Origin of the sequence: Nonomuraea sp. NPDC059194, assembly GCF_042754765.1 — a bacterium.
Taxonomy (GTDB): Bacteria; Actinomycetota; Actinomycetes; order Streptosporangiales; family Streptosporangiaceae; genus Nonomuraea.
On record NZ_JBHZBH010000012.1, the window covers coordinates 132,438 to 152,200 of the forward strand.

Annotated in this window: 16 protein-coding genes; 14 read left to right on the top strand and 2 right to left on the bottom strand. The window is 69.0% G+C overall.

The annotated features are described in order from the left end of the window. The first annotated feature begins 115 nt into the window (after window positions 1-115). Genes ACFXJ8_RS17485 through ACFXJ8_RS17510 form a run of 6 tightly spaced genes read left to right on the top strand, consistent with a single transcriptional unit; the run spans window position 116 to window position 8,164 of the window. Window positions 116-1,492 (top strand): extracellular solute-binding protein, encoded by a 1,377-nt coding sequence (locus ACFXJ8_RS17485; RefSeq protein ID WP_379644919.1) that lies wholly within the window; start codon window positions 116-118, stop codon window positions 1,490-1,492. After that, window positions 1,467-2,375, top strand: coding sequence for a carbohydrate ABC transporter permease (locus ACFXJ8_RS17490; RefSeq protein WP_379644920.1), 909 nt, complete (start codon window positions 1,467-1,469; stop codon window positions 2,373-2,375). The genes ACFXJ8_RS17485 and ACFXJ8_RS17490 overlap by 26 nt, the downstream gene beginning before the upstream one ends. Continuing rightward, window positions 2,372-3,190: a carbohydrate ABC transporter permease gene (locus ACFXJ8_RS17495; RefSeq protein WP_379644921.1), complete on the top strand. Its 819-nt coding sequence runs from the start codon at window positions 2,372-2,374 to the stop codon at window positions 3,188-3,190. The genes ACFXJ8_RS17490 and ACFXJ8_RS17495 overlap by 4 nt, the downstream gene beginning before the upstream one ends. Further along, complete coding sequence (locus ACFXJ8_RS17500) at window positions 3,190-4,266, top strand: ABC transporter ATP-binding protein (RefSeq protein WP_379644922.1); 1,077 nt, start codon at window positions 3,190-3,192, stop codon at window positions 4,264-4,266. The genes ACFXJ8_RS17495 and ACFXJ8_RS17500 overlap by 1 nt, the downstream gene beginning before the upstream one ends. Then, window positions 4,263-5,432, top strand: coding sequence for a CehA/McbA family metallohydrolase (locus ACFXJ8_RS17505; RefSeq protein ID WP_379644923.1), 1,170 nt, complete (start codon window positions 4,263-4,265; stop codon window positions 5,430-5,432). The genes ACFXJ8_RS17500 and ACFXJ8_RS17505 overlap by 4 nt, the downstream gene beginning before the upstream one ends. Next, the gene (locus tag ACFXJ8_RS17510) at window positions 5,423-8,164 is read left to right on the top strand and encodes a glycoside hydrolase family 38 C-terminal domain-containing protein (protein WP_379644924.1); all 2,742 of its coding nucleotides are present in this window, start codon (window positions 5,423-5,425) and stop codon (window positions 8,162-8,164) included. Before ACFXJ8_RS17505 ends, ACFXJ8_RS17510 begins: the two co-directional genes overlap by 10 nt. 141 nt (window positions 8,165-8,305) lie before the next feature. Here the strand turns inward: ACFXJ8_RS17510 and ACFXJ8_RS17515 are convergent, their stop codons facing one another. Continuing rightward, window positions 8,306-8,968, bottom strand: coding sequence for a TetR/AcrR family transcriptional regulator (locus ACFXJ8_RS17515; protein WP_379644925.1), 663 nt, complete (start codon window positions 8,966-8,968; stop codon window positions 8,306-8,308). A 17-nt stretch (window positions 8,969-8,985) separates the two neighbouring features. Here ACFXJ8_RS17515 and ACFXJ8_RS17520 point away from each other — a divergent pair, with 17 nt between their 5' ends. Beyond that, a complete protein-coding gene (locus ACFXJ8_RS17520) occupies window positions 8,986-10,761 on the top strand; it encodes an amidohydrolase (protein WP_379644926.1) in 1,776 nt (591 codons plus the stop codon). A 108-nt stretch (window positions 10,762-10,869) separates the two neighbouring features. Here the strand turns inward: ACFXJ8_RS17520 and ACFXJ8_RS17525 are convergent, their stop codons facing one another. After that, entirely contained in the window at window positions 10,870-11,364 is a 495-nt protein-coding gene (locus ACFXJ8_RS17525; protein WP_379644927.1) for an Lrp/AsnC family transcriptional regulator, read from the bottom strand. 184 nt (window positions 11,365-11,548) lie between these two features. On the opposite strand from ACFXJ8_RS17525, the gene ACFXJ8_RS17530 reads away from it, so the two are divergent. The 7 genes from ACFXJ8_RS17530 (at window position 11,549) to ACFXJ8_RS17560 (ending at window position 19,717) form a co-directional block, all read left to right on the top strand. Further along, a complete protein-coding gene (locus tag ACFXJ8_RS17530) occupies window positions 11,549-12,982 on the top strand; it encodes a gamma-aminobutyraldehyde dehydrogenase (RefSeq protein ID WP_379644928.1) in 1,434 nt (477 codons plus the stop codon). 30 nt (window positions 12,983-13,012) lie between these two features. Next, window positions 13,013-14,077, top strand: coding sequence for an ABC transporter ATP-binding protein (locus ACFXJ8_RS17535; protein ID WP_379644929.1), 1,065 nt, complete (start codon window positions 13,013-13,015; stop codon window positions 14,075-14,077). 10 nt (window positions 14,078-14,087) lie between these two features. Beyond that, a complete protein-coding gene (locus ACFXJ8_RS17540) occupies window positions 14,088-15,320 on the top strand; it encodes a PotD/PotF family extracellular solute-binding protein (RefSeq protein ID WP_379644930.1) in 1,233 nt (410 codons plus the stop codon). A gap of 4 nt (window positions 15,321-15,324) precedes the next feature. Next, window positions 15,325-16,176 (top strand): ABC transporter permease, encoded by an 852-nt coding sequence (locus ACFXJ8_RS17545; RefSeq protein WP_379644931.1) that lies wholly within the window; start codon window positions 15,325-15,327, stop codon window positions 16,174-16,176. Continuing rightward, on the top strand, window positions 16,173-16,964 hold the full coding sequence (locus ACFXJ8_RS17550) for an ABC transporter permease (protein ID WP_379644932.1): 792 nt from the start codon (window positions 16,173-16,175) through the stop codon (window positions 16,962-16,964). Before ACFXJ8_RS17545 ends, ACFXJ8_RS17550 begins: the two co-directional genes overlap by 4 nt. Before the next feature lie 257 nt (window positions 16,965-17,221). Further along, window positions 17,222-18,616: an NAD(P)/FAD-dependent oxidoreductase gene (locus ACFXJ8_RS17555; RefSeq protein ID WP_379644933.1), complete on the top strand. Its 1,395-nt coding sequence runs from the start codon at window positions 17,222-17,224 to the stop codon at window positions 18,614-18,616. 228 nt (window positions 18,617-18,844) lie between these two features. After that, window positions 18,845-19,717, top strand: coding sequence for an alpha/beta hydrolase (locus ACFXJ8_RS17560; RefSeq protein ID WP_379644934.1), 873 nt, complete (start codon window positions 18,845-18,847; stop codon window positions 19,715-19,717). Window positions 19,718-19,763: the final 46 nt, after the last annotated feature.

Genomic DNA, 19,763 nt, shown 5'->3' on the forward strand with positions numbered 1-19,763 from the left:
ACCACCAAAGGGATGTCCGAAAACCGGGCGGTTGCCCGAATGTTGCCAGGTCTTTACGTCGTGCAGTTGTCATGACATATTGGCCCAGGCTTTTCGGACACTCTCGGAGGGTTGCGTGAAAAGATCCATTGGCGCTGTCGCGGTGCTCACCGTGGCCGGGATGGCGCTCACCGCGTGCGGTCAGTCGTCCTCCGGCTCTGACACCATCGAGCTGACGATCACCAGGAACGCCATCGCGGGCGGCAAGAACGCCGCCGACGCTGAACACATCGCCAACTGGGTCATCCCCAAGTTCGAGGCGGCGCAGAAGGCCAAGGGCAAGAACGTCAAGGTCACGTTCGTGCCCAGCGGCGTCGACGACGAGCAGTACAAGACCAAGCTGTCCCTCGACCTGAAGTCCAAGAAGGGCGCCGATGTCATGGACATCGACGGCATCTGGGCAGGGGAGTTCGCCGAGGCCGGATACATCAAGCCGCTGTCGGAGGTCGTCGGCGCCGAGGCCGACGGCTGGGACGGCTGGTCGCAGATCCCCGAGGCCGTGCAGGGGCTGACCACGTACAACGGCAAGAAGTACGCCCTGCCGATCGGCACTGACGGCCGCGTCCTCTACTTCAACAAGACGCTCTTCCAGAAGGCCGGGCTGCCCGCCGACTGGCAGCCCAAGAGCTGGCAGGAGGTCCTCGACGCGGGGACCAAGCTGAAGAACTCCGGTGTCCGCACGCCGATCCAGATCAACGCGGGCACCGCGATGGGCGAGGCCACCTCGATGCAGGGTGTGCTGCCGCTGCTGGCTGGCGCGGGCGGCGAGATCTACAAGGACGGCAAGTGGTCGGGAGCCTCCCAGCCACTCAAGGACGCCCTCGGCCTCTACCAGAAGATCTACGGCGGCAGCGGCCTCGGCGACCCCAAGCTCCAGCAGGAGGCCAAGGGCAGGGACAAGTCCTTCACCGAGTTCGCTGCCGGAAACATCGGCATCCTGATGGAGGGCGACTACTTCTGGCGCGGCGTCGTCAACCCCAAGGACGGCGTGGCCAAGATGGCCGACCGCGACCAGGTCGTCGGCTTCGCGATGATCCCGGCGATGGAGCCCGGCAAGGGCATCCGCGGCCAGGACTTCGTCAGCATGTCGGGCGGCGCGCTGCGCACCGTCAACCCCAACAGCAAGCACCCGAAGGAGGCCTTCGAGCTGGCCGCCTTCACCCTCTCGCCCGAGGCACTGAAGCAGGAGACCAAGTCGAACGTGCGCATCACCCCGCGTACGGACGTCAACAAGGAGATCCTCACCAGCGACCCGCTGCTGATGTACATCTCCGAGAACGTGCTCAAGCTGACCGCCTACCGGCCGCCGCTGGCGGTCTACCCGCAGGTCTCGGCCGCGCTCCAGGAGGCCACCGCCCAGGTGGTCGGCGGCACGCCGCCGGACCAGGCCGCCACGGCCTACCAGTCGAAGCTCGAAGGACTCGTCGGTGGCGCAGGCAACATCGCTTCCTGACAAGACCCGCTACAGCGCGGACGCGGCGGGTCTGGGCACGTCCAGAGCCGCCGCGTTCATCGCGCCCGCGATGGTCCTCATCGCGGTGTTCCTGGTGTTCCCCGCGCTGTGGGTCATCTACCTGGGGCTGACGAACTACCGCCTGACCGGCGTGGCGGCGGCCGAGCCGCGCTTCGTCGGCCTCGACAACTTCGTCAAGGCCGCCTCCGACGGCGCCTTCTGGAACTCCACCTGGCTGACCGTGCAGTTCGTGCTCGGCTCGGCGGTCATCGGCCAGGTCGTGCTCGGCTTCACCATCGCCTGGCTGCTGCGCGAGCGGCGCGGCCCGCTCAAGCGCGTGGTCGAGGGCCTGGTCATCCTGGCCTGGATCCTGCCTGGCGCGGTCGTGTCGTTCCTGTGGATCGCGCTGCTCGACCGCGACGGCGGCACGCTCAACGCGCTGCTCGGGATCCCGGGCTTCGCGTGGCTGCTGGACTACCCGATGCTGTCGATCATCGTGTTCAACACCTGGCGCGGCACCGCCTTCTCGATGATGCTGTACGGCGCGGCGCTCGGGAACGTGCCGCCCTCCCACCTGGAAAGCGCCCGGCTGGCCGGAGCCTCCGGCTGGCAGCAGCTGCGCGACGTGGTCTTCCCGCACATCAGAGGCCACATCCTGACCAACCTGCTGCTGATCAGCCTCTGGACGTTCAACGACTTCACCCCCTTCCTGCTCACCGCCGGAGGGCCCGACCACCGCTCGGAGGTCCTGGCCGTCCACGTCTACAACGTGGCGTTGAGGGGCGGCGAGCTCGGCTTCGGCGCCGCCGTGTCCACGATCATCCTGCTGATCAACCTGGTGGTGGCGGTCTTCTACCTGCGGCTGCTGAGGAGGAGGTCATGACCCGCTTCGTCCTCGGCCGGATCGGCTTCTACACGCTGATCGCCGTGCTGCTGGCCTTCTTCACCGTGCCGCTGCTGTGGCTGGCCGCCGCGCCGTTCACCTCGGACCCGACCTACGAGGTCTCGCTGCCCGACTTCACGCTGGCCAACTTCCAGGCGATCCTGGAGCATCCGTACGCGCTCGGTTCGCTCTACAACTCGCTGGTGCTGGCCGTCGGCACGGCACTGCTCGTCGTGCTGCTGGCCGCGCTGGCCGCCTACGCGCTCAGCCGGGTGCGCGTGCCCGGCCGCGACGCGCTGCTCTACGCGCTCCTGCTGCTCTCCTCGATCATCACAGGCACGGCCGCGATGGTGCCGCTGTTCCAGCTGGCCGTCGAGCTCAACCTCATCGACTCGCAGCTCGGCCTCATCCTCATCCTCACCGGCGGCCTGCTGCCCGCGGCGATCTTCATGCTCAAGGACTTCATGGACTCCACCCCCAAGTCCTACGAGGAGTCGGCGCGCGTCTTCGGCGCCTCGCCGCTGCAGATCGTCGGCCATGTGGTCGTCCCGCTGGTACGGCCCGGCCTGGCCACGATCGCGGTCTGGTCCATCGCCAACGTCTGGGGCAACTTCCTGATGCCCTACCTGCTGCTCAGCGACGTCGAGAAGCAGCCCGGAGCGGTGATCATGTTCACCCTCTACACCGAGGGCGGCCAGGCCAACCTGCCGCTCCTGTCCACCTTCGGCCTGATCTACTCCGTGCCGGTGGTGCTCATGTACCTGTTCGTCAGCAAGAAGTACGGCTTCCGCTTCCACGGAGGGATCAAGCGCTGATGGCCGCGATCGAACTCACAGGCCTGACCAAGGTCTATCCGGGCGGTGTGAAGGCGCTCGACTCGCTCGACCTGGTGGTTCCCGACGGCGAGTTCTTCGCCCTGCTCGGCCCGTCGGGCTGCGGGAAGACGACGCTCCTGCGCACGATCGCGGGCCTGGAGACCGCCACGGACGGCTCGATCGTCATCGGCGAGCGCGACGTCACGGGCGTCCAGCCCGGCGCGCGCGACGTGGCGATGGTCTTCCAGGACTACGCGCTCTTCCCGCACATGGACGTCACCGACAACATCGCCTACCCGCTGCGCATCAAGAAGGTGGCCAAGGCGGCCCGCGCAGGGAAGGCGCGCGAGGTCGGCGAGCGGCTCGGCCTGGCCCACCTCATGGACCGCCGTCCTGGTCAGCTGTCGGGCGGCCAGCAGCAGCGCGTCGCCCTGGCCCGCGTCATGGCCACCCAGGCGCAGGCGTTCCTGTTCGACGAGCCGCTGTCCAACCTGGACGCCCGGCTCAGGCTCGAAGCCCGCACCTTCCTGAAGAAGCTCCAGCGCGAGCTGGGCGTCACCACCGTCTTCGTCACCCACGACCAGGCGGAGGCGCTGGCCATGGCCGACCGGATGGCGGTCATGGAGAACGGGCTCATCCGGCAGATCGGCACCCCCGCCGAAGTCTTCCAGCGCCCGGCCAACACCTTCGTCGCGGGGTTCATCGGCTCGACCCCGATGAACCTGCTCGACGGGGTCGTCAGGGGCGAGCGGCTGGAGGTCGCGGGCTGCAAGCTGCCCGTGCCGAGCTCGGCCGACGGGCGGCTGTCCGACGGCGAGCAGATCGTGTACGGCGTGCGACCCGAGTACATGACGTACTCAGCCGAGCCCGTTGAGGGCGCCTTCGGCGGGAAGGTGGCGATCGTGGAGAACCTGGGCGCCGCCCACCTGGTGACGCTCGAGGTCGGCCCCGAGGTCGGCTCGGTGATCGTCCAGGTTGTCGTGCCGGAAGGCAGCGAACCGGCCCTCGGTGCGGAAGGATTCGCGGTGCCCAGGGGCGACCGGGCGCTGATCTATCGTGATGGGAACGTGGTATGACGCTGATCCACGGCCGGTGGAGCCTGGACGACCGGCTGGAGCGGATCCTGCGGGAGGTGCCGTTCGAGGTGCCCGCGGGCGCCGAGGGCGTGACGGTCAGGCTGGGCTACGACCGGTCGAAGGGCGTGCTCGACCTGGGCGCCGCCTCGCCGTACGGCTTCCGTGGCTGGTCGGGTGGCGCGCGCGACGAGTACACGATCACCCGTGACTGGGCAACGCCCGGCTATCTGCCGGGCGAGCTGGAGCCCGGCGCCTGGCAGGTGTGGCTGCGGCTGCACCGGGTGCCGCCGGAGGGGCTGGAGTACACGCTGGAGGTGACGGTCCACCGGCGCGCGCCGGAGCGGGCCGTGGAGGAGGAGCCGCCGCCCGCCGTCAGGCCGCCGCGGCGCGACATCCCCGACGTCGACGGCCTGCGGTGGTTCGCGGGCGACTTCCACGCCCACACCGTGCACAGCGACGGCGCGCTGACGATCAGGGAGCTGGCGGCGCTGGCCACCGGCAGGGGCCTCGACTTCCTCGCCGTCACCGACCACAACACCGTCAGCCACCACCCCCACCTGGCCAAGGTCCGGGAGATCACGCTGATCCCCGGCCAGGAGGTGACCACCGACAGAGGGCACGCCAACGTGTTCGGCGACGTCGGCTGGGTCGATTTCCGGCAGCCCGCCGACCGCTGGGGCGAGCGCGGGCTGATGTCGATCAACCATCCCCTCGGCGGCGACTGCGCGTGGCTGCAACCGCTGTCCGAGCGGCCCCGGGTGGCCGAGGTGTGGCACTCGGGCTGGTGGGACCGGCGCTGGGGCGCGCCGCTGGCGTGGGCGCAGGCCTGGCGCGACGACGTCATCGTCATCGGCGGCAGCGACTTCCACCGCCACGGCGCCGACGGGCTGCCGGGCGCGCCCACCACCTGGGTGCTGGCGCAGGAGGCGAGCGCGGTCCTCGACGGCGTGCTGGCGGGCCGTACCGCGGTCTCGGCGGGGCCCGAAGGGCCGCTGCTGCTCAGGCTCGGCGACGAGCTGCTGGTCCTCGACGCCGACGGGCTGGTCCTGGTGCGCCGCTCGGGGGCGCGCGAGGTCGTCCGCGGCGACCGGGTCCTGGTGCCCGCGGGCGAGGGACCGTTCCGGCTGGAAACCCACGAGAACGAGGTGATGGCGCTGTGCGCGTGACCCAGGAGATCGTCGTCGTCCCGCACACGCACTGGGACAGGGAGTGGTACGAGCCCTTCCAGCGCTTCAGGCTGCGGCTGGTCGCGCTCATGGACGAGGTGCTCGACACCATGGAGCGCGAGCCCGGCTACCACTTCACCCTCGACGGCCAGCTCGCCTGCGTGGACGACTACCTGGAAGTGCGGCCGGACAACCGCGACAGGATCGCCGCGCTGGTCGAGGCGGGACGGCTGGCGATCGGGCCGTGGCAGATCCTGCTCGACGAGTTCCTGTGCTCGGGCGAGACCATCGTCCGCAACCTCGAACTGGGCATGGGCCGGGCCGACAAGCTCGGCGGCGCCATGCCGGTCGGCTACCTGCCCGACATGTTCGGCCACACCGCCCAGATGCCGCAGATCCTCGCCCTGGCGGGGCTGACGCGGGCGTGCGTCTACCGGGGGGTGCCCTCCTCGGTGGTCACCGACGCCTTCGCCTGGGTCGCCCCCGACGGCACCGCCGTCCGGACGCAGTACCTGCCCGCCGGTGGGTACGGCAACGGCGCCCACCTGTTCGAGGCCCCCGGGCAGCTCGTCGAGCGGGCCGAGAAGTTCGTGACGACCATGCGGAGCTGGCAGGGGGAGTCCAAGCCGCTGCTGGCGATGTACGGCACCGACCACTCGGCCCCCGTGCGCGGGCTGCCGGAGATGGTGGCCTCGCTCGGTGCCCGCATGGACACCCTGTCCGGCTACCTCGGGGCGTCGGACGTCGAGGGGCTGCCGCGCGTCCACGGCGAGCTGCGCTCGCACGCCGGCGCCAACATCCTGCCCGGCGTCATCTCCGTGCGCGCCCACGTCAAGCAGGCGATGGGCAGGGCCGAGCGGATGGTCGAGCGTTACGCCGAGCCGCTGGCGGCGCTCTGGGGCGAGTCGTGGCCCGAACGCTTCCTCGACATGGCATGGTGGCGGCTGGTCGACGCCAGCGGCCACGACTCGGTCACCGGGTGCGGCGTCGACGAGACCGCCCAGCAGGTCGCGGCCCGCATCGCCGAGGCCGAACACCTGGGGCAGGCCGTCCGCGACATGGTGGCCTCGCGGCTGGCCGCCGCCGTTCCCTCCGGTGGGGTCCTGGTCGTCAACCCCTCGCCCTTCCCGCGCACCGGCGTGGTGCTCATGGACGTGGCGGGCCACGACCCGCTGGTCGACGCCGCGGGGCGCGCCGTGCCCGTCCAGACGCTCGAGTACGCGCCGACGCTGCTGCTCGACGAGGAGATGGACCCCACGCTGGCGTTCTCCTTCGTCCACGGCACCGAGCTGTACGGCCAGCAGATCACCGGCTGGTCGATCGCCGACGGGGTGCTGATCTTCAGGGTGGCGCGCGAGTCGGCGGCGACGTTCGACGTGGCGGAGGTGTCGGCGGCGCTGGAGGCGGCGGAGGGCGAGGTCACCCGCGTCCGCATCGTCGCCGAGCCCCGCAGGACGGTCGCCGCCCTGGTGGAGACCCCCGCTCTCGGCCACACCAGCGTCCGCCCCCAGCCCCCGTTCTCCCCGGAAACTCCGGCCACCTCCTTCGGCACCGTCTCCGCGGAGGTCGCGGGGAAGACCTCGGCCGACGGACGGTCGTCGCTGGGGCGCGGGGTGCGGGCCGAGGGGCGGGTGCTGGACAACGGGCTGCTGCGGGTGGAGATCGCCGAGGACGGCACGCTCACCCTCACCGGCCGCGACGGCGTGACGATCACCGGCGCCGCCCGCGTCGTCGACGGTGGCGACGTGGGTGACACCTACAACCATGCCCCGCCCGCCACCGACCGCCTGGTCGATGAGCCCGAGTCGGTCGAGGTCGGCCTGGTCTGCTCCGGCCCGCTGGTCGCCGCCCTCGACGTCGAGCGGGTCTACGCCTGGCCCAGGGGCACCGACGTCAGCGAGGCCGACGGGCCCGCCGACCCGCTGCCCGACCCCGCCCGCACGGAGGCCGTCGAGCGCGTCACCGTCATCACGCGGGTGGAACTGCGGGCCGGGGAGCCGTACGTCAGGCTGCACGTGGAGTTCGACAACCGCTGCGCCGACCATCGGGTCCGCCTGCACGTGCCGCTGGCCGAGGCGGCGGGCTCGTCCTTCGCCGAAGGGCAGTTCGCCGTCGTCGAGCGCGGCCTGACGGCCGAGGGCGGCTGCGGTGAGACCCCGCTGCCGACCTTCCCCGCCTCCTCCTGGGTGGCCGCAGGCGGGGTGGCCGCGCTGCTGGAGCACGTCACCGAGTACGAGCTCGTGGACGACGAGCTGGCCCTCACGCTGCTGCGCTCGGTCGGCTACCTGTCCCGCAACCGCAACGCCCTCAGGCCCGAGCCCGCCGGACCCCAGTTGCCGACGCCCGCGGCGCAGTCGAGAGGGCCGCGCTCGGTGCGGCTGGCGCTGATGCCGTACACGGGGACGTGGGCGGCGGTCCCCGAGGCGGCCGAGGTGTTCAGGCACGACGTCCTGGCCGTTCCCGGGACCGGGGACAAGGACCTGCCGCAGCCCGCCCCCGCCACGGGCCTCTCGGTGCGGGGCGAGGGCGTCGTCATGACGTCGCTGCGCCGCCGCGACGGGTGGAAGGAGCTGCGGATGGTCGCCATGACCGGCTCGGACACCGTGGCGACGATCGAGGGCGAGTTCACCGAGGCCCGCCGCGCCGACCTGCGCGGGCGTCCCGGTGAGCCCGTGGACGCCGCCCGCCTGCCGCTGCGCGCGTGGGAGATCGCCACCATCCAGCTCCGCTAGGCGGGACCGCGGGGCTGTGCCAGCCGCCACAGCCCCGCGCGGGCCTCATTTCATCGTGCATCGCGGCGAACCATGCGAATTCAGTGGCTTCGCCACCGCGCCACACGGCATTTCGCCATTGACGGGCACACCGTAAAAACCTTAACTTGATTCAAGTTCAGCAAGCGCGTGCTCCTCGGCGGTTCGCACGGCCTCCGCCTGGCCGATCCTGCCGATGAGCACGTGCACCGCCAGTCCGTCGAGCAGTGCGTTGAACGAGGCCAGGAACGCCTCGACGGCGACCGAGCGGAAGATCCCGCTCGCGACGCCGTCGTCGATGATCGCGGTCAGATCCCGCTTCCAGGCGTTGTCGATCTCGTCTGCCGTGCGGCTCATCTCGTCGTTGGTCACCGAACGCAACCACGCCTCGAGCCACAGTTTCCATGACACGTCGTGACGGTCGATGGGCAGGTAGAGCCGGATGAACCGGTCGAGCCGCGCCTTCGGGTCGCCGGTCGCGCCGAGCTCTCTGCCGCGGCGCTCGGCCAGCAGGCGCTCGCTCCACCGGAATGTCTCGGCCAGGATCTGGTCCCTTGACTGGAAGTAGTAGAGCACCCTGGCCGGGCTCATCCCCGCCCTGTCGGCGATCTGCTGCACCTGGATCTCCGCGACAGGCCGCTCGGCGATCACCGCCAGCGCCGCCTCCACCACCTTGCGGCGGGCCTGGCGGCCTCGCTCCTGCGTCCTGCCCTGCTCAGCCATCCGCTCCCGCCCCGTCGACGAGCCCGCCATCCACACCCGATTCGCCCCCCAAGCGTGCACCACCCCGCAAGGAGAACCCCGTGGAGAATAGCCTCCCCCGCCGTGCCGTACTGATCTCCGGCGCGCTCGCGGCCGCCTTCGGCCGCCCCGCCTCCGCCGACACGCAGACGCCCGCCGACTACGTGTTCACCCACGGTTACGTCTACACCGTGGACGACGACGACAGCGTCCACCAGGCGCTGGCCGTCTCCGGCGGGCGCATCGTCTACGTCGGCACGGACAAGGGCGCGATGCGGTTCGCCGGCAAGGGGACCACGGTGGTCGACCTGGGCGGGCGGATGCTGATGCCCGGCCTGCACGACGGGCACCTGCACGAGATGTCCGGCGGCAAGGGGCTGCTCGACTGCGACCTGAAATACGCCGCGCTGACCGTCGAGGAGGTCCAGGCCACCATCCAGGAGTACCTGGACAAGACGGCCGAGCAGGAGCCGGGCGGCTGGGTCAGCGTCGTGCACTGGTACCAGCAGGCGATCCGTCCCGCGGGGACGAAGCTGACCAAGGCCGACCTCGACTCCCTGAACACCAGACGTCCCATCGTGGTCTCCTCGAGCGACGGGCACACCTCCCTGGTCAACAGCAGGGCCCTGGAACTGGCGGGGATCACCGCCAAGACGAAGGACCCCTCCGACGGCACCATCGAACGCGACTCCGCGGGCGAGCCGACCGGCATCCTGCAGGACGGGGCTCAGGACCTGGTCGGAGCCAAGATCCCGGCTCCCACCCGAGCGGAGAACCTGAAGATCGCCCGTACGGCCCTGGCCGCGCTCGCCGAGCAGGGCGTCACCACCTTCATGGACGCCGTCGCCACCGAGGAGGCGTTGCGCGCCTTCACCACGCTGGCCGAGCAGGGCAAGCTCACCGCGCGGGCGCACTTCGCGCCGCTGGTCGAGGTGTCCGACACCGACCCGGTGCCGCGGCTGGCCAAGCTGCGGCGCGTTTACGACGACGGGCGCGCCAAGCCCAGGCCAGGTGTCTCCGTCCACAACGCCAAGCTGTTCATGGATGGGGTGCTGCAGTACCCGGCCCAGACGGCGGCGCTGCTGGAGCCGTACCTGGTGCACAAACACGACCACTGGGTGGCGGGCAAGAAGATCGGCTCGCAGTACTGGACGGCCGCCAAGCTGAACGCGGTGGTGCGCAAGCTCGCCGCCGCCGGGTTCGACCCGCACATCCACGCCATCGGCGACAGGGCGGTCCGCACCGCGCTGGACGCCTACGCCGCCATGCGCGCCGCCGGGCACGCGAAGACCAGGCCCGCGATCGCGCACGCGGAGCTCGTCGCCGCCGCCGACCTGCCCCGGTTCGGCAAGCTCGATGTCACCGCGGCCATGGGCTTCCACTGGGCCAAGCCCGCTCCCGACTCGGTCGAGTCGGTCAAGCCCTACCTCGGCCCGAAGCGGTGGGCCCGCTACGAGCCCGAGGGTGACCTGATCAGGGCAGGCGGGCGCGTCTCACTGGGGAGCGACTGGCCGGTCGACCCGCTGGACGAGTGGACCGCGATCAAGACCGTCATCACCAGGACGGCCGCCCCTGACAGCCCGTTCGCCAAGCAGGGCGCGATGACCCCGCACCAGCGCATCAGCAGGGCCGCCGCGATCCGCGCCGCGACCTTCAACGGCGCCTACCAGCTCCGGCAGGACAGGTACACGGGCTCGCTGGAGGCGGGCAAGTTCGCTGATCTGATCGTGCTGGACCGCAACGTCATGAAGGTCCCCGCCGAGCAGATCGCCAAGACGAAGGTGTTGCTCACGATGGTCGGCGGCCGCATCGTCCACGGCGGCGTCGACCTGGACTGAGCGACGTTGCGGACAGTAGCGGAGTCCCGCTGGAGCACGCGTGATGGACGGACGGCCACCGGTGACCACGGTGGCCATGACCCGGCTTGCCGTAAAAAGGGGGAAGTTTTACCGGGTACCCCACGAATAGGTCTGCTTGCGGAGCTTCAGGTACACGAACGACTCCGTGGCGCGCACTGCGGGGATCGCGCGGATTTTGCCGAGAATCTCCAGCAGATGACGGTCGCCCTCGCACACCACCTCGACGATGACGTCGAAAGAGCCCGCCGTCAGCACCACATAGTCGATCTCCTCGATCGAGGAGAGCTCGTCGGCGACGAGATCGAGGTCGCCCTCGCAGTTGATGCCGATCATCGCCTGGCGGGGGAAGCCCAGCGTGAGCGGGTCGGTGACGGCCACGATCTGCATGACCCCGTCGGTCTGGAGTCGCTGAACCCGCTGTCGGACCGCGGCTTCCGAGAGTCCGACCGCCTTGCCGATCGCCGCGTACGGCTTGCGGCCGTCCTCCTGCAGCTCCTCGATGATGCGCTTGGAGAGGTCATCGAGGACGACCTGGGCCGGCCTGCCATCGGCGTCTCTGCGTGCCTTGGGCGGCATCGTCATTTCGGGGCAATCCCTCCTGTGCCGCACAGCACTCGCGCGGTCCTGATGCGACATAGTGTCAGTTCTGGGCACTCTGTCAAGCGAATTCGTAGCAATTTGATATCTTCGCGACGAAATCCCTTGTCCCGATGCTGACGCTCTGTCAGAGTCGCGACAACTCAGCCACCTCACCAGGAGGTCAACGTTGACCACCCGTCTGCAGAACTTCATCAACGGTGAGTTCGTGGACGCCAAGAGCGGCCGATTCTCCGACATCATCGACCCCTGCACCGGAGAGGCCTACGTTCAGGCGCCCATCTCCGGTCAGGAGGATGTCGACGCGGCTTACGCCGCCGCGGCCGCCGCGTTCGAATCGTGGGGGCAGAAAACGCCGGGCGAGCGCGCCGGACTGCTGCTGAAGGTCGCTGACGCGATCGACGCGCGGGCCGACGAGATCAATGAGGCCGAGTGCCTCAACACCGGCAAGCCCCGAGCCCGCATGGCCGAAGACGAGACTCCGGTCGCCGCCGACCACTTCCGCTTCTTCGCGGGGGCGGCGCGCACGCTGGAGGGTCCCACGGCCGGCGAGTTCCTCGCCGAGCACACCAGTGTCATCAGGCACGAGCCGGTCGGCGTCATCGGCCAGGTCACGCCCTGGAACTACCCGATGATGATGGCGGTCTGGAAGATCGCCCCCGCGCTCGCCGCGGGCAACACCATCGTGCTCAAGCCGTCCGACACCACTCCCGCCTCCACGCTCAAGCTCGCCGAGATCCTCGGCAGCGTGCTGCCGCCCGGTGTCTTCAACGTCGTCACCGGCGACCGCGAGACCGGCGCGCTGGTCGTCGGCCATCCGACGGCGTCGATGGTCGCCATCACCGGCTCCGTCGGCGCGGGCATGGCCGTCGCCAAGACCGCGGCGGAGGACCTCAAGCGCGTGCACCTCGAGCTCGGCGGTAAGGCGCCGGTCGTGGTGTTCGAGGACGTCAAGGACCTCAAGGTGGCCGCCGAGGCCATCGCCACCGCCGGTCTCTACAACGCGGGCCAGGACTGCACCGCGGCCTGCCGCGTGCTGGTCCACGAGAGCGTGCACGACGAGTTCGTCGAGGCGCTCAGCGCGGCCGCCGCGGGGACCGTCACCGGCGACCTGTCCAACGAGGAGGCCCTGTACGGCCCGCTCAACAACGAGAACCAGCTGGCCAAGGTCTCCGGGTTCTTCGAGCGGCTGCCCGCGCACGCGAAGGTCCTGACCGGCGGCCACCGGGTCGGCGACAAGGGCTACTTCTTCGCGCCGACCGTCGTCGACGGCCTCCAGCAGGACGACGAGATGGTCCAGAACGAGGTGTTCGGGCCCGTGATCACCGTCCAGACCTTCACCGACGAGGCCGACGCCCTGGCCAAGGCCAACGGCGTGCAGTACGGCCTGTCGGGTTCGGTGTGGACCTCCGACCACGGCCGCGCCATGCGGATGTCCAACAAGCTCGACTTCGGCGTGGTGTGGGTCAACACCCACATCCCGTTCGTCTCCGAAATGCCGCACGGCGGCTTCAAGCACTCGGGTTACGGCAAGGACCTGTCGGTCTTCGGCCTGCACGACTACACCCGGGTAAAGCACGTCATGCACTTCATCGGCGAATAGCAACGACACAAGAGTGGGATAAATCCTGGTATGACCAGCGCTATCGACCTTGATGACGTGATCAAGGAGTACCTCTCGCATGGCGAGGTCGTCCAGGCTGTCAAGGGCGTCTCGCTCTCGATCGAGGAGGGAGAGTTCTTCTCCCTCCTCGGCCCCTCGGGCTGCGGCAAGACGACCACCATGCGGATGATCGCCGGCTTCGAGGAGCCCACGCGCGGCACGGTCAAGCTCCACGGCCAGGACGTCACCAACGTCCCGCCGAACAAGCGCGACGTGAACATGGTGTTCCAGTCCTACGCCCTGTTCCCGCACATGAACGTGTGGGACAACGTGGCCTTCGGGCTCAAGCAGAAGAAGACCCCCGACGCGGAGATCAAGCGCCGCGTCGGGGAGATCCTGGACATCGTCGACCTGACCGGTCGTGAGAAGCGCAGGCCGCGCGAGATGTCCGGCGGTCAGCAGCAGCGCGTGGCCCTGGCCAGGGCCCTGGTGAACAACCCCAAGGCGCTGCTGCTCGACGAGCCGCTGGGCGCGCTCGACCTGAAGCTGCGCCAGGCCATGCAGATCGAGCTGAAGCGCATCCAGCGCGAGGTGGGCATCACCTTCGTCTACGTGACCCACGACCAGAGCGAGGCGCTCACCATGAGCGACCGCATCGCCGTCATGAACGACGGCCTGGTCGAGCAGCTCGCCACGCCCCGCGAGATCTACGAGCAGCCCGCCAGCGCGTTCGTCGCAGGCTTCATCGGCACCTCGAACCTGCTGACCGGCGCGCTCACGGGGGGCGTGCTGAAGGTCGCGGGAGGGCGGGTGCTGGTCCCGGGCGAGCAGGACGGCGAGATCACCGTGACCGTCCGCCCAGAGAAGATCATCATCGACGTCGACAAGCCCGCGGACAACGTCAGCGCCGTCCCCGGCATCGTCTCCGAGGTCGTCTACCTGGGCACCTACAACAGCTATGCCGTACGGCTGGCGGACGGCGCGGAGGTGACCGTCTTCGAGCAGAACGCGCACGACGCGTCGACCACCGCCGAACGTGGCGACAACGTCTGGCTCTCGTGGCAGCCGCAGCACTCATACGCGATTGGAAGTTGATACCCGTCTCATGGACGTTCGCACGAACCCCGCCTTCCTACGCGGCATGACGACCAGTCGCCGCGACGCACTCAGGCTGGCCGGAATGTCGGCCGCCGCGATGGCACTCGCGGCCTGCGGTGTGGAGGGGAAGAAGACAGCCGCAACACCGAAGCAGGACGCCGTCGCCGACTTCTGGGCCGGCAAGAAGCAGAACGGCGTGCTGCGCTTCGCCAACTGGCCGCTCTACATCGACAAGGACGGCAAGAACTACCCGTCCCTGCAGATGTTCGAGAAGGACAAGGGCATCAAGGTCTCCTACACCGAGGCCATCCAGGACAACGGTTCGTGGTTCGGCAAGATCCAGCCCCAGCTGGCCGCCAACACCGACATCGGCTTCGACCTGATGGTCATGACCAACGGCAGCCAGCTCGCCAAGGCGATCAACCTCGGCTACCTGGCTCCGCTCGACCACGCCAAGCTGCCCAACTTCGCCGCCAATGCGGCGCAGAAGGTCAAGAACCCGACGTGGGACCCGAACAACACCTACACGATCCCGTGGACGGTCGGGGTGACGGGCATCGCCTACAACCCCGACTACGTCGACGAGGTCACGAGCATGAACGACCTCTGGAACCCGAAGTACAAGGGCAAGGTCGGCATGATGATCGACGCCCAGGAGATCGCCAACTTCGGGATGTTCGCCCTCGGCATCGACCCTGACAAGTCGAAGGAGGCCGACTGGCGCAAGGCCGCCGCCAAGCTGCAGGAGCAGCGCGACGCGGGCCTGGTGCGCAAGTACTACGAGAACGACTACATCGAGGCGCTCGTCCGCGGCGACATCTGGATCTCGATGGCCTGGTCGGGCGACATCTTCCAGCAGGTCGCCGAGGGCAAGAACCTCAAGTTCGTGGTGCCGCAGGAGGGCGCCACGATCTGGACCGACAACATGTGCATCCCGAAGACCGCGCAGAACCCGGTCGACGCGCTCGCGCTGATGGACTACGTCTACCAGCCCAAGATCGCCGCGATGCTCGTGGAGTACATCAACTACATCACTCCGGTGCCCGCCACCAAGGACATCGTCCTCGCCGACGCCGCCAAGGCTACGGGCGAGGACAAGGCGCTCCTTGAGCAGGTCGCCAAGAGCCCGCTCATCTACCCGTCGGAGGCCGATCTGGCGAAGATGCGCTCCTACCTGCTGCTGGACAGCAAGACGGAGCAGCTCTTCGAGAGCATCTTCCAACCCATCACCCAGGGCTAGCGCGATGAAGCGCCTCACGCCCTACCTGCTGATCCTTCCGGGCGGGTTGTGGTTGGCGATCTTCCTGGTGGTGCCGATGGTCTTCATGGCCTCGGTATCCACCCAGGAGGGCAACGTGGTGGACGGGTTCGTCCAGACCTTCCACTTCGCCAACTTCACCGACAGCCTGGTGCAGTACCAGACGCAGTTCCTGCGTTCGGTCGGTTACGGCCTGGCGGGGACGATCATCTCGATCGCCCTCGCCTATCCCATCGCCTACTGGATCGCCTTCAAAGGCGGGGCGAGGAAGTCCACCTACCTGCTGCTCGTGCTGCTGCCGTTCTTCGTCTCGTTCGTGCTGCGGACGGTGTCGTGGAAGTTCCTGCTGGCCGACGAGGGCATCGTGCTGCAGCCGTTGAAGGCGATGGGCCTGGTGCCCGGCGACTTCCACGTGCTGCAGACCACGGTCGCCGTCGTGGGCGGGCTGGTCTACAACTACCTCCCGTTCATGATCCTGCCGATCTACGTGGCACTGGAGCGGCAGGACCCGCGGGTCGTGGAGGCGGCCCAGGACCTCTACGCCACCAGGACGGCCGCGTTCCGCAAGATCGTGCTGCCGCTGTCGCTGCCCGGCGTCTTCGCGGGTGTGCTCATGACCTTCGTCCCGATGACCGCCGACTACGTGAACGCCGCCATCCTCGGCGGCCCGCAGAACACGATGATCGGCAACATCATCCAGACGCAGTACCTGGTCAACAACAACTACCCCACGGCCTCGGCGCTGTCGTTCACGCTGATGGCGGCCATGCTCGTGGGCATCTTCGCCTACGCCAAGGCGCTGGGCACCGAGAACGTGCTGGAGGCGGCGGCGCGATGAGATCACGCAGACTCGCCGACAGGCTGCTGTTCATCTACGTCTGGGTGATCATCGCCTGGCTGTTCCTGCCGATCGCCGTCATGATCGCCTTCGGCTTCAACGACACGCAGAGCAAGTCGAACGTCTCCTGGCAGGGCTTCACGCTCAAGTGGTGGGGGCGGCTCGACGAGTACCCCGACCTGACGGCCGCGGTGATCAACTCCCTGCAGCTCGCGGTTGCATCGGTGCTGATCACCACGGTCCTCGGCACGTTGCTGGGCCTGGCGCTGGGCCGCTACCGGTTCAAGGGGCAGGGCGCGACGAACCTGGTCATGTTCGCCGCGATCTCCTCGCCCGAACTGGTCATGGGCGCCGCGCTGCTGTCGCTGTTCGTCAGCAGCGGCGTGGACATGGGTTTCACCACCGCGCTCATCGCGCACGTGCTGTTCTCGGTGTCGTTCGTCGCGATCACCGTCAGGGCGCGTGTGGTCGGGCTCGACCCGTCCATCGAGGAGGCCGCCAGGGACCTGGGCGCCACCCCGTGGGTCACGTTCTGGCGGATCACGTTCCCGATGATCCTGCCCGGCGTGGTCTCGGGCGCGCTGCTCGCCTTCGCGCTTTCCATCGACGACTTCGTCATCACCCAGTTCACCAGCGGCGCCATGCAGACGTTCCCGCTGTGGATCTGGGGGGCCACCCGCATCGGTGTCCCGCCCCAGGTGAATATCCTGGGAACGCTCATCTTCGCGGTGGGCGTCGCGATCGCCATCGTCAACTCGGTGACCGCGCGCCGTCGCGTCCAGCAATGACCGTGATCCCCCGCCCACGGCGGGGGTTTTCGGGATAATGCGCCACAGGCGGTGGGGAACGTCCCCGCCAGCCTGCGGGTTCTGGGTAGGGGTGCCGGTGTGCGGCCAGGTGGTCTGACACCGGCGTCCTGCGAGACCTTGGCAAGGAACAGGGAGGCGAGATCGGATTCAGGCGGGGGGAACCCGCGCGCGGTCAACTGACTGATCGGGCAATCAATTCAATGCTGTAGTAACACTCACGTAGGGATGTGAGATTTGTGGATCCGCTGAAGGCTCTTGCTGATGCGGAGCGCAAGCCGTACTGGCTGGACACCCCGGCCAGGCCCGAGCCGCTGCGGCGGCTCATCGGCAACACGAAGGCCGACCTCGTCGTGGTCGGCGGCGGCTTCTCCGGGCTCTGGACCGCCCTGATGGCGAAGGAAAGGGACCCCTCGCAGGACGTCGTCCTGCTGGAGGGCCGCAGGATCGGCTGGGCGGCCAGCGGCCGCAACGGCGGGTTCTGCATGGCGACGCTGACGCACGGGCTGCCCAACGGCCTCGACAGGTGGCCGCAGGACATCGACCGCCTCGAGCGGCTGGGCGTCGAGAACCTCGACGAGATCGAGCAGACGCTCGCCCGCTACGGCGTCGACTGCTCCTTCGAGCGCACCGGCGAACTGCACGTCGCCACCGAGCCATGGCAGCTCGACGACCTGTCCGAGCACCTCGACCTCATCGAGGACCTCGGGCTCGACTACGTGCCGCTGGACCAGGAGCAGGTCAGGGCCGAGGTCAACTCGCCCACCTACCTCGGCGGCCTGTGGGAGCGCAGCGGGTGCGCGATGGTCGACCCCGCCAAGCTGGCGTGGGGCCTGCGCGAGGCGTGCATCAAGGCGGGCGTGCGCATCTACGAGCGCAGCCCCGTCAGGTCGCTGTCCGACGACGGCGTCACGATCGAGCTGCGCACGCCGTACGGCACGGCGAAGGCGGGCAAGGTCGCGCTCGGCACGGGCGTCTTCCCGCCCCTGCTGAAGCGGCTCAAGCACTTCCTCGTGCCGGTCTACGACTACGCCCTGATGACCGAGCCGATGTCGGAGGCCCAGCTCGCCTCCGTCGGATGGCGCAACAGGCAGGGCGTCGGCGACTCGGCCAACCAGTTCCACTACTACCGGCTCACCGACGACAACCGCATCCTGTGGGGCGGCTACGACGCCGTCTACTACAATGGCGGCCAGATCAAGCCCGAGTACGAGCAGCGCGACGAGACCTTCGTCAAGCTGGCAGGGCACTTCTACGACACCTTCCCCCAGCTGTCGGGGCTGCGCTTCACCCACCGGTGGGGCGGCGTCATCGACACCTGCAGCCGCTTCAGCGCCTTCTACGGCCAGGCGCACGGCGGGCGGCTCGCCTACGCGGTCGGCTACACCGGCATGGGCGTCGGCGCGACCAGGTTCGGCGCGAACGTGATGCTCGACCTGCTGTCGGGGGAGCGCACCGAGCGGACCGAGCTGGCGATGGTGCGCGAGAAGCCGGTCCCGTTCCCTCCCGAGCCCGTGCGGTCGGGGGTGATCCAGTTCACCCGGTGGTCGATCGCCCAGGCGGACCTGCACCAGGGACGGCGCAACCTGTGGCTGCGAACCCTCGACAGGATGGGCCTCGGCTTCGACTCCTGACCCCGGCCTGACGAGCCCGCGCCCCGCGTGCCTGGGGTAACCCCGGCTCTTCGGTGCGCCCCCCTGACAGGCAGCTCTCGAGACCTCGGCCGAAGTCACGTGGTGAGGCCCGCACGCGTGGGTCCCATCGAACTTCGGCCGGGGTTTCTGACGGGCCCGTCGACCTTGGCCGGGGTCGGCCAGGATGTCCGGATGCGGGCCGGTCCTCGATCGGGACAGACTGGACGCATGAGAGTCGAGTTCGAGGTCGACGGGATCACGCTCGTCGGCGACCTGCGTATCCCCCAGGGCGAGGGGCCGCACCCTGCCCTCGTCTTCACCGGCCCCTTCACCGGCGTCCGCGACCAGGTGACCGGCCTGTACGCCGAACGGCTCACCGGCCACGGCTTCGTCACGCTGGCCTTCGACCACCGCAACTGGGGCGAGTCGGGCGGCCTGCCCCGCCAGCACGAGGACTGGCAGGGCAAGCTGGCCGACCTCAGGGCCGCCGTGTCGCTGCTGCGCGGCAGACCGGAGGCCGACCCCGAGCGGATCGGCGCGGTCGGCGTCTGCCTCGGCGGCGGCTACGCGCTCAGGTTCGCCGCCTTCGACCCCAGAGTGAAGGCGTTCGCCGGCATCGCGGGCGCCTACAACAACCCCTACGGCAGGCACTTCGAGTCCGTCCTGCCCGGCCTCACGCAGGTGCTCGAACGGCAAGACCAGGGCGGCGAGGTGGAGTACGTGCCCGCCGTGGCCGAGGACGGCGACGCGGCCATGCCAGGCGACGAGCCGTACGCCTACTACGGCGGCACCTCGTCGCCGTCGTGGCGCAACAGGGTGAGCGTGGCAAGCATCCGCGAACTGGTCACCATGGACAACATGATGGGCGCCGACTTCCTCTCACCCCGCCCCGGCCTGATCGTGCACGGCGTCGTCGACAGGTTCTGCTCGCCCGAGGGGGCCGAGGAGGCCTACAAGCGCATGGGGCAGCCCAAGCGGCTCGTGTGGCTGGACGCCAAGCGGCACATCGACCTCTACGACGCCGAGCCGTACGTCACGCAGGCGGTCGAGGCGACGGCGGAGTTCATGAGCGAACACCTCAAAGCGGGTGTCGCCCCATGATCTAGCGGGAAAGGTTCGGTTACTTCCCCCGTGTGCCATAGCGGGG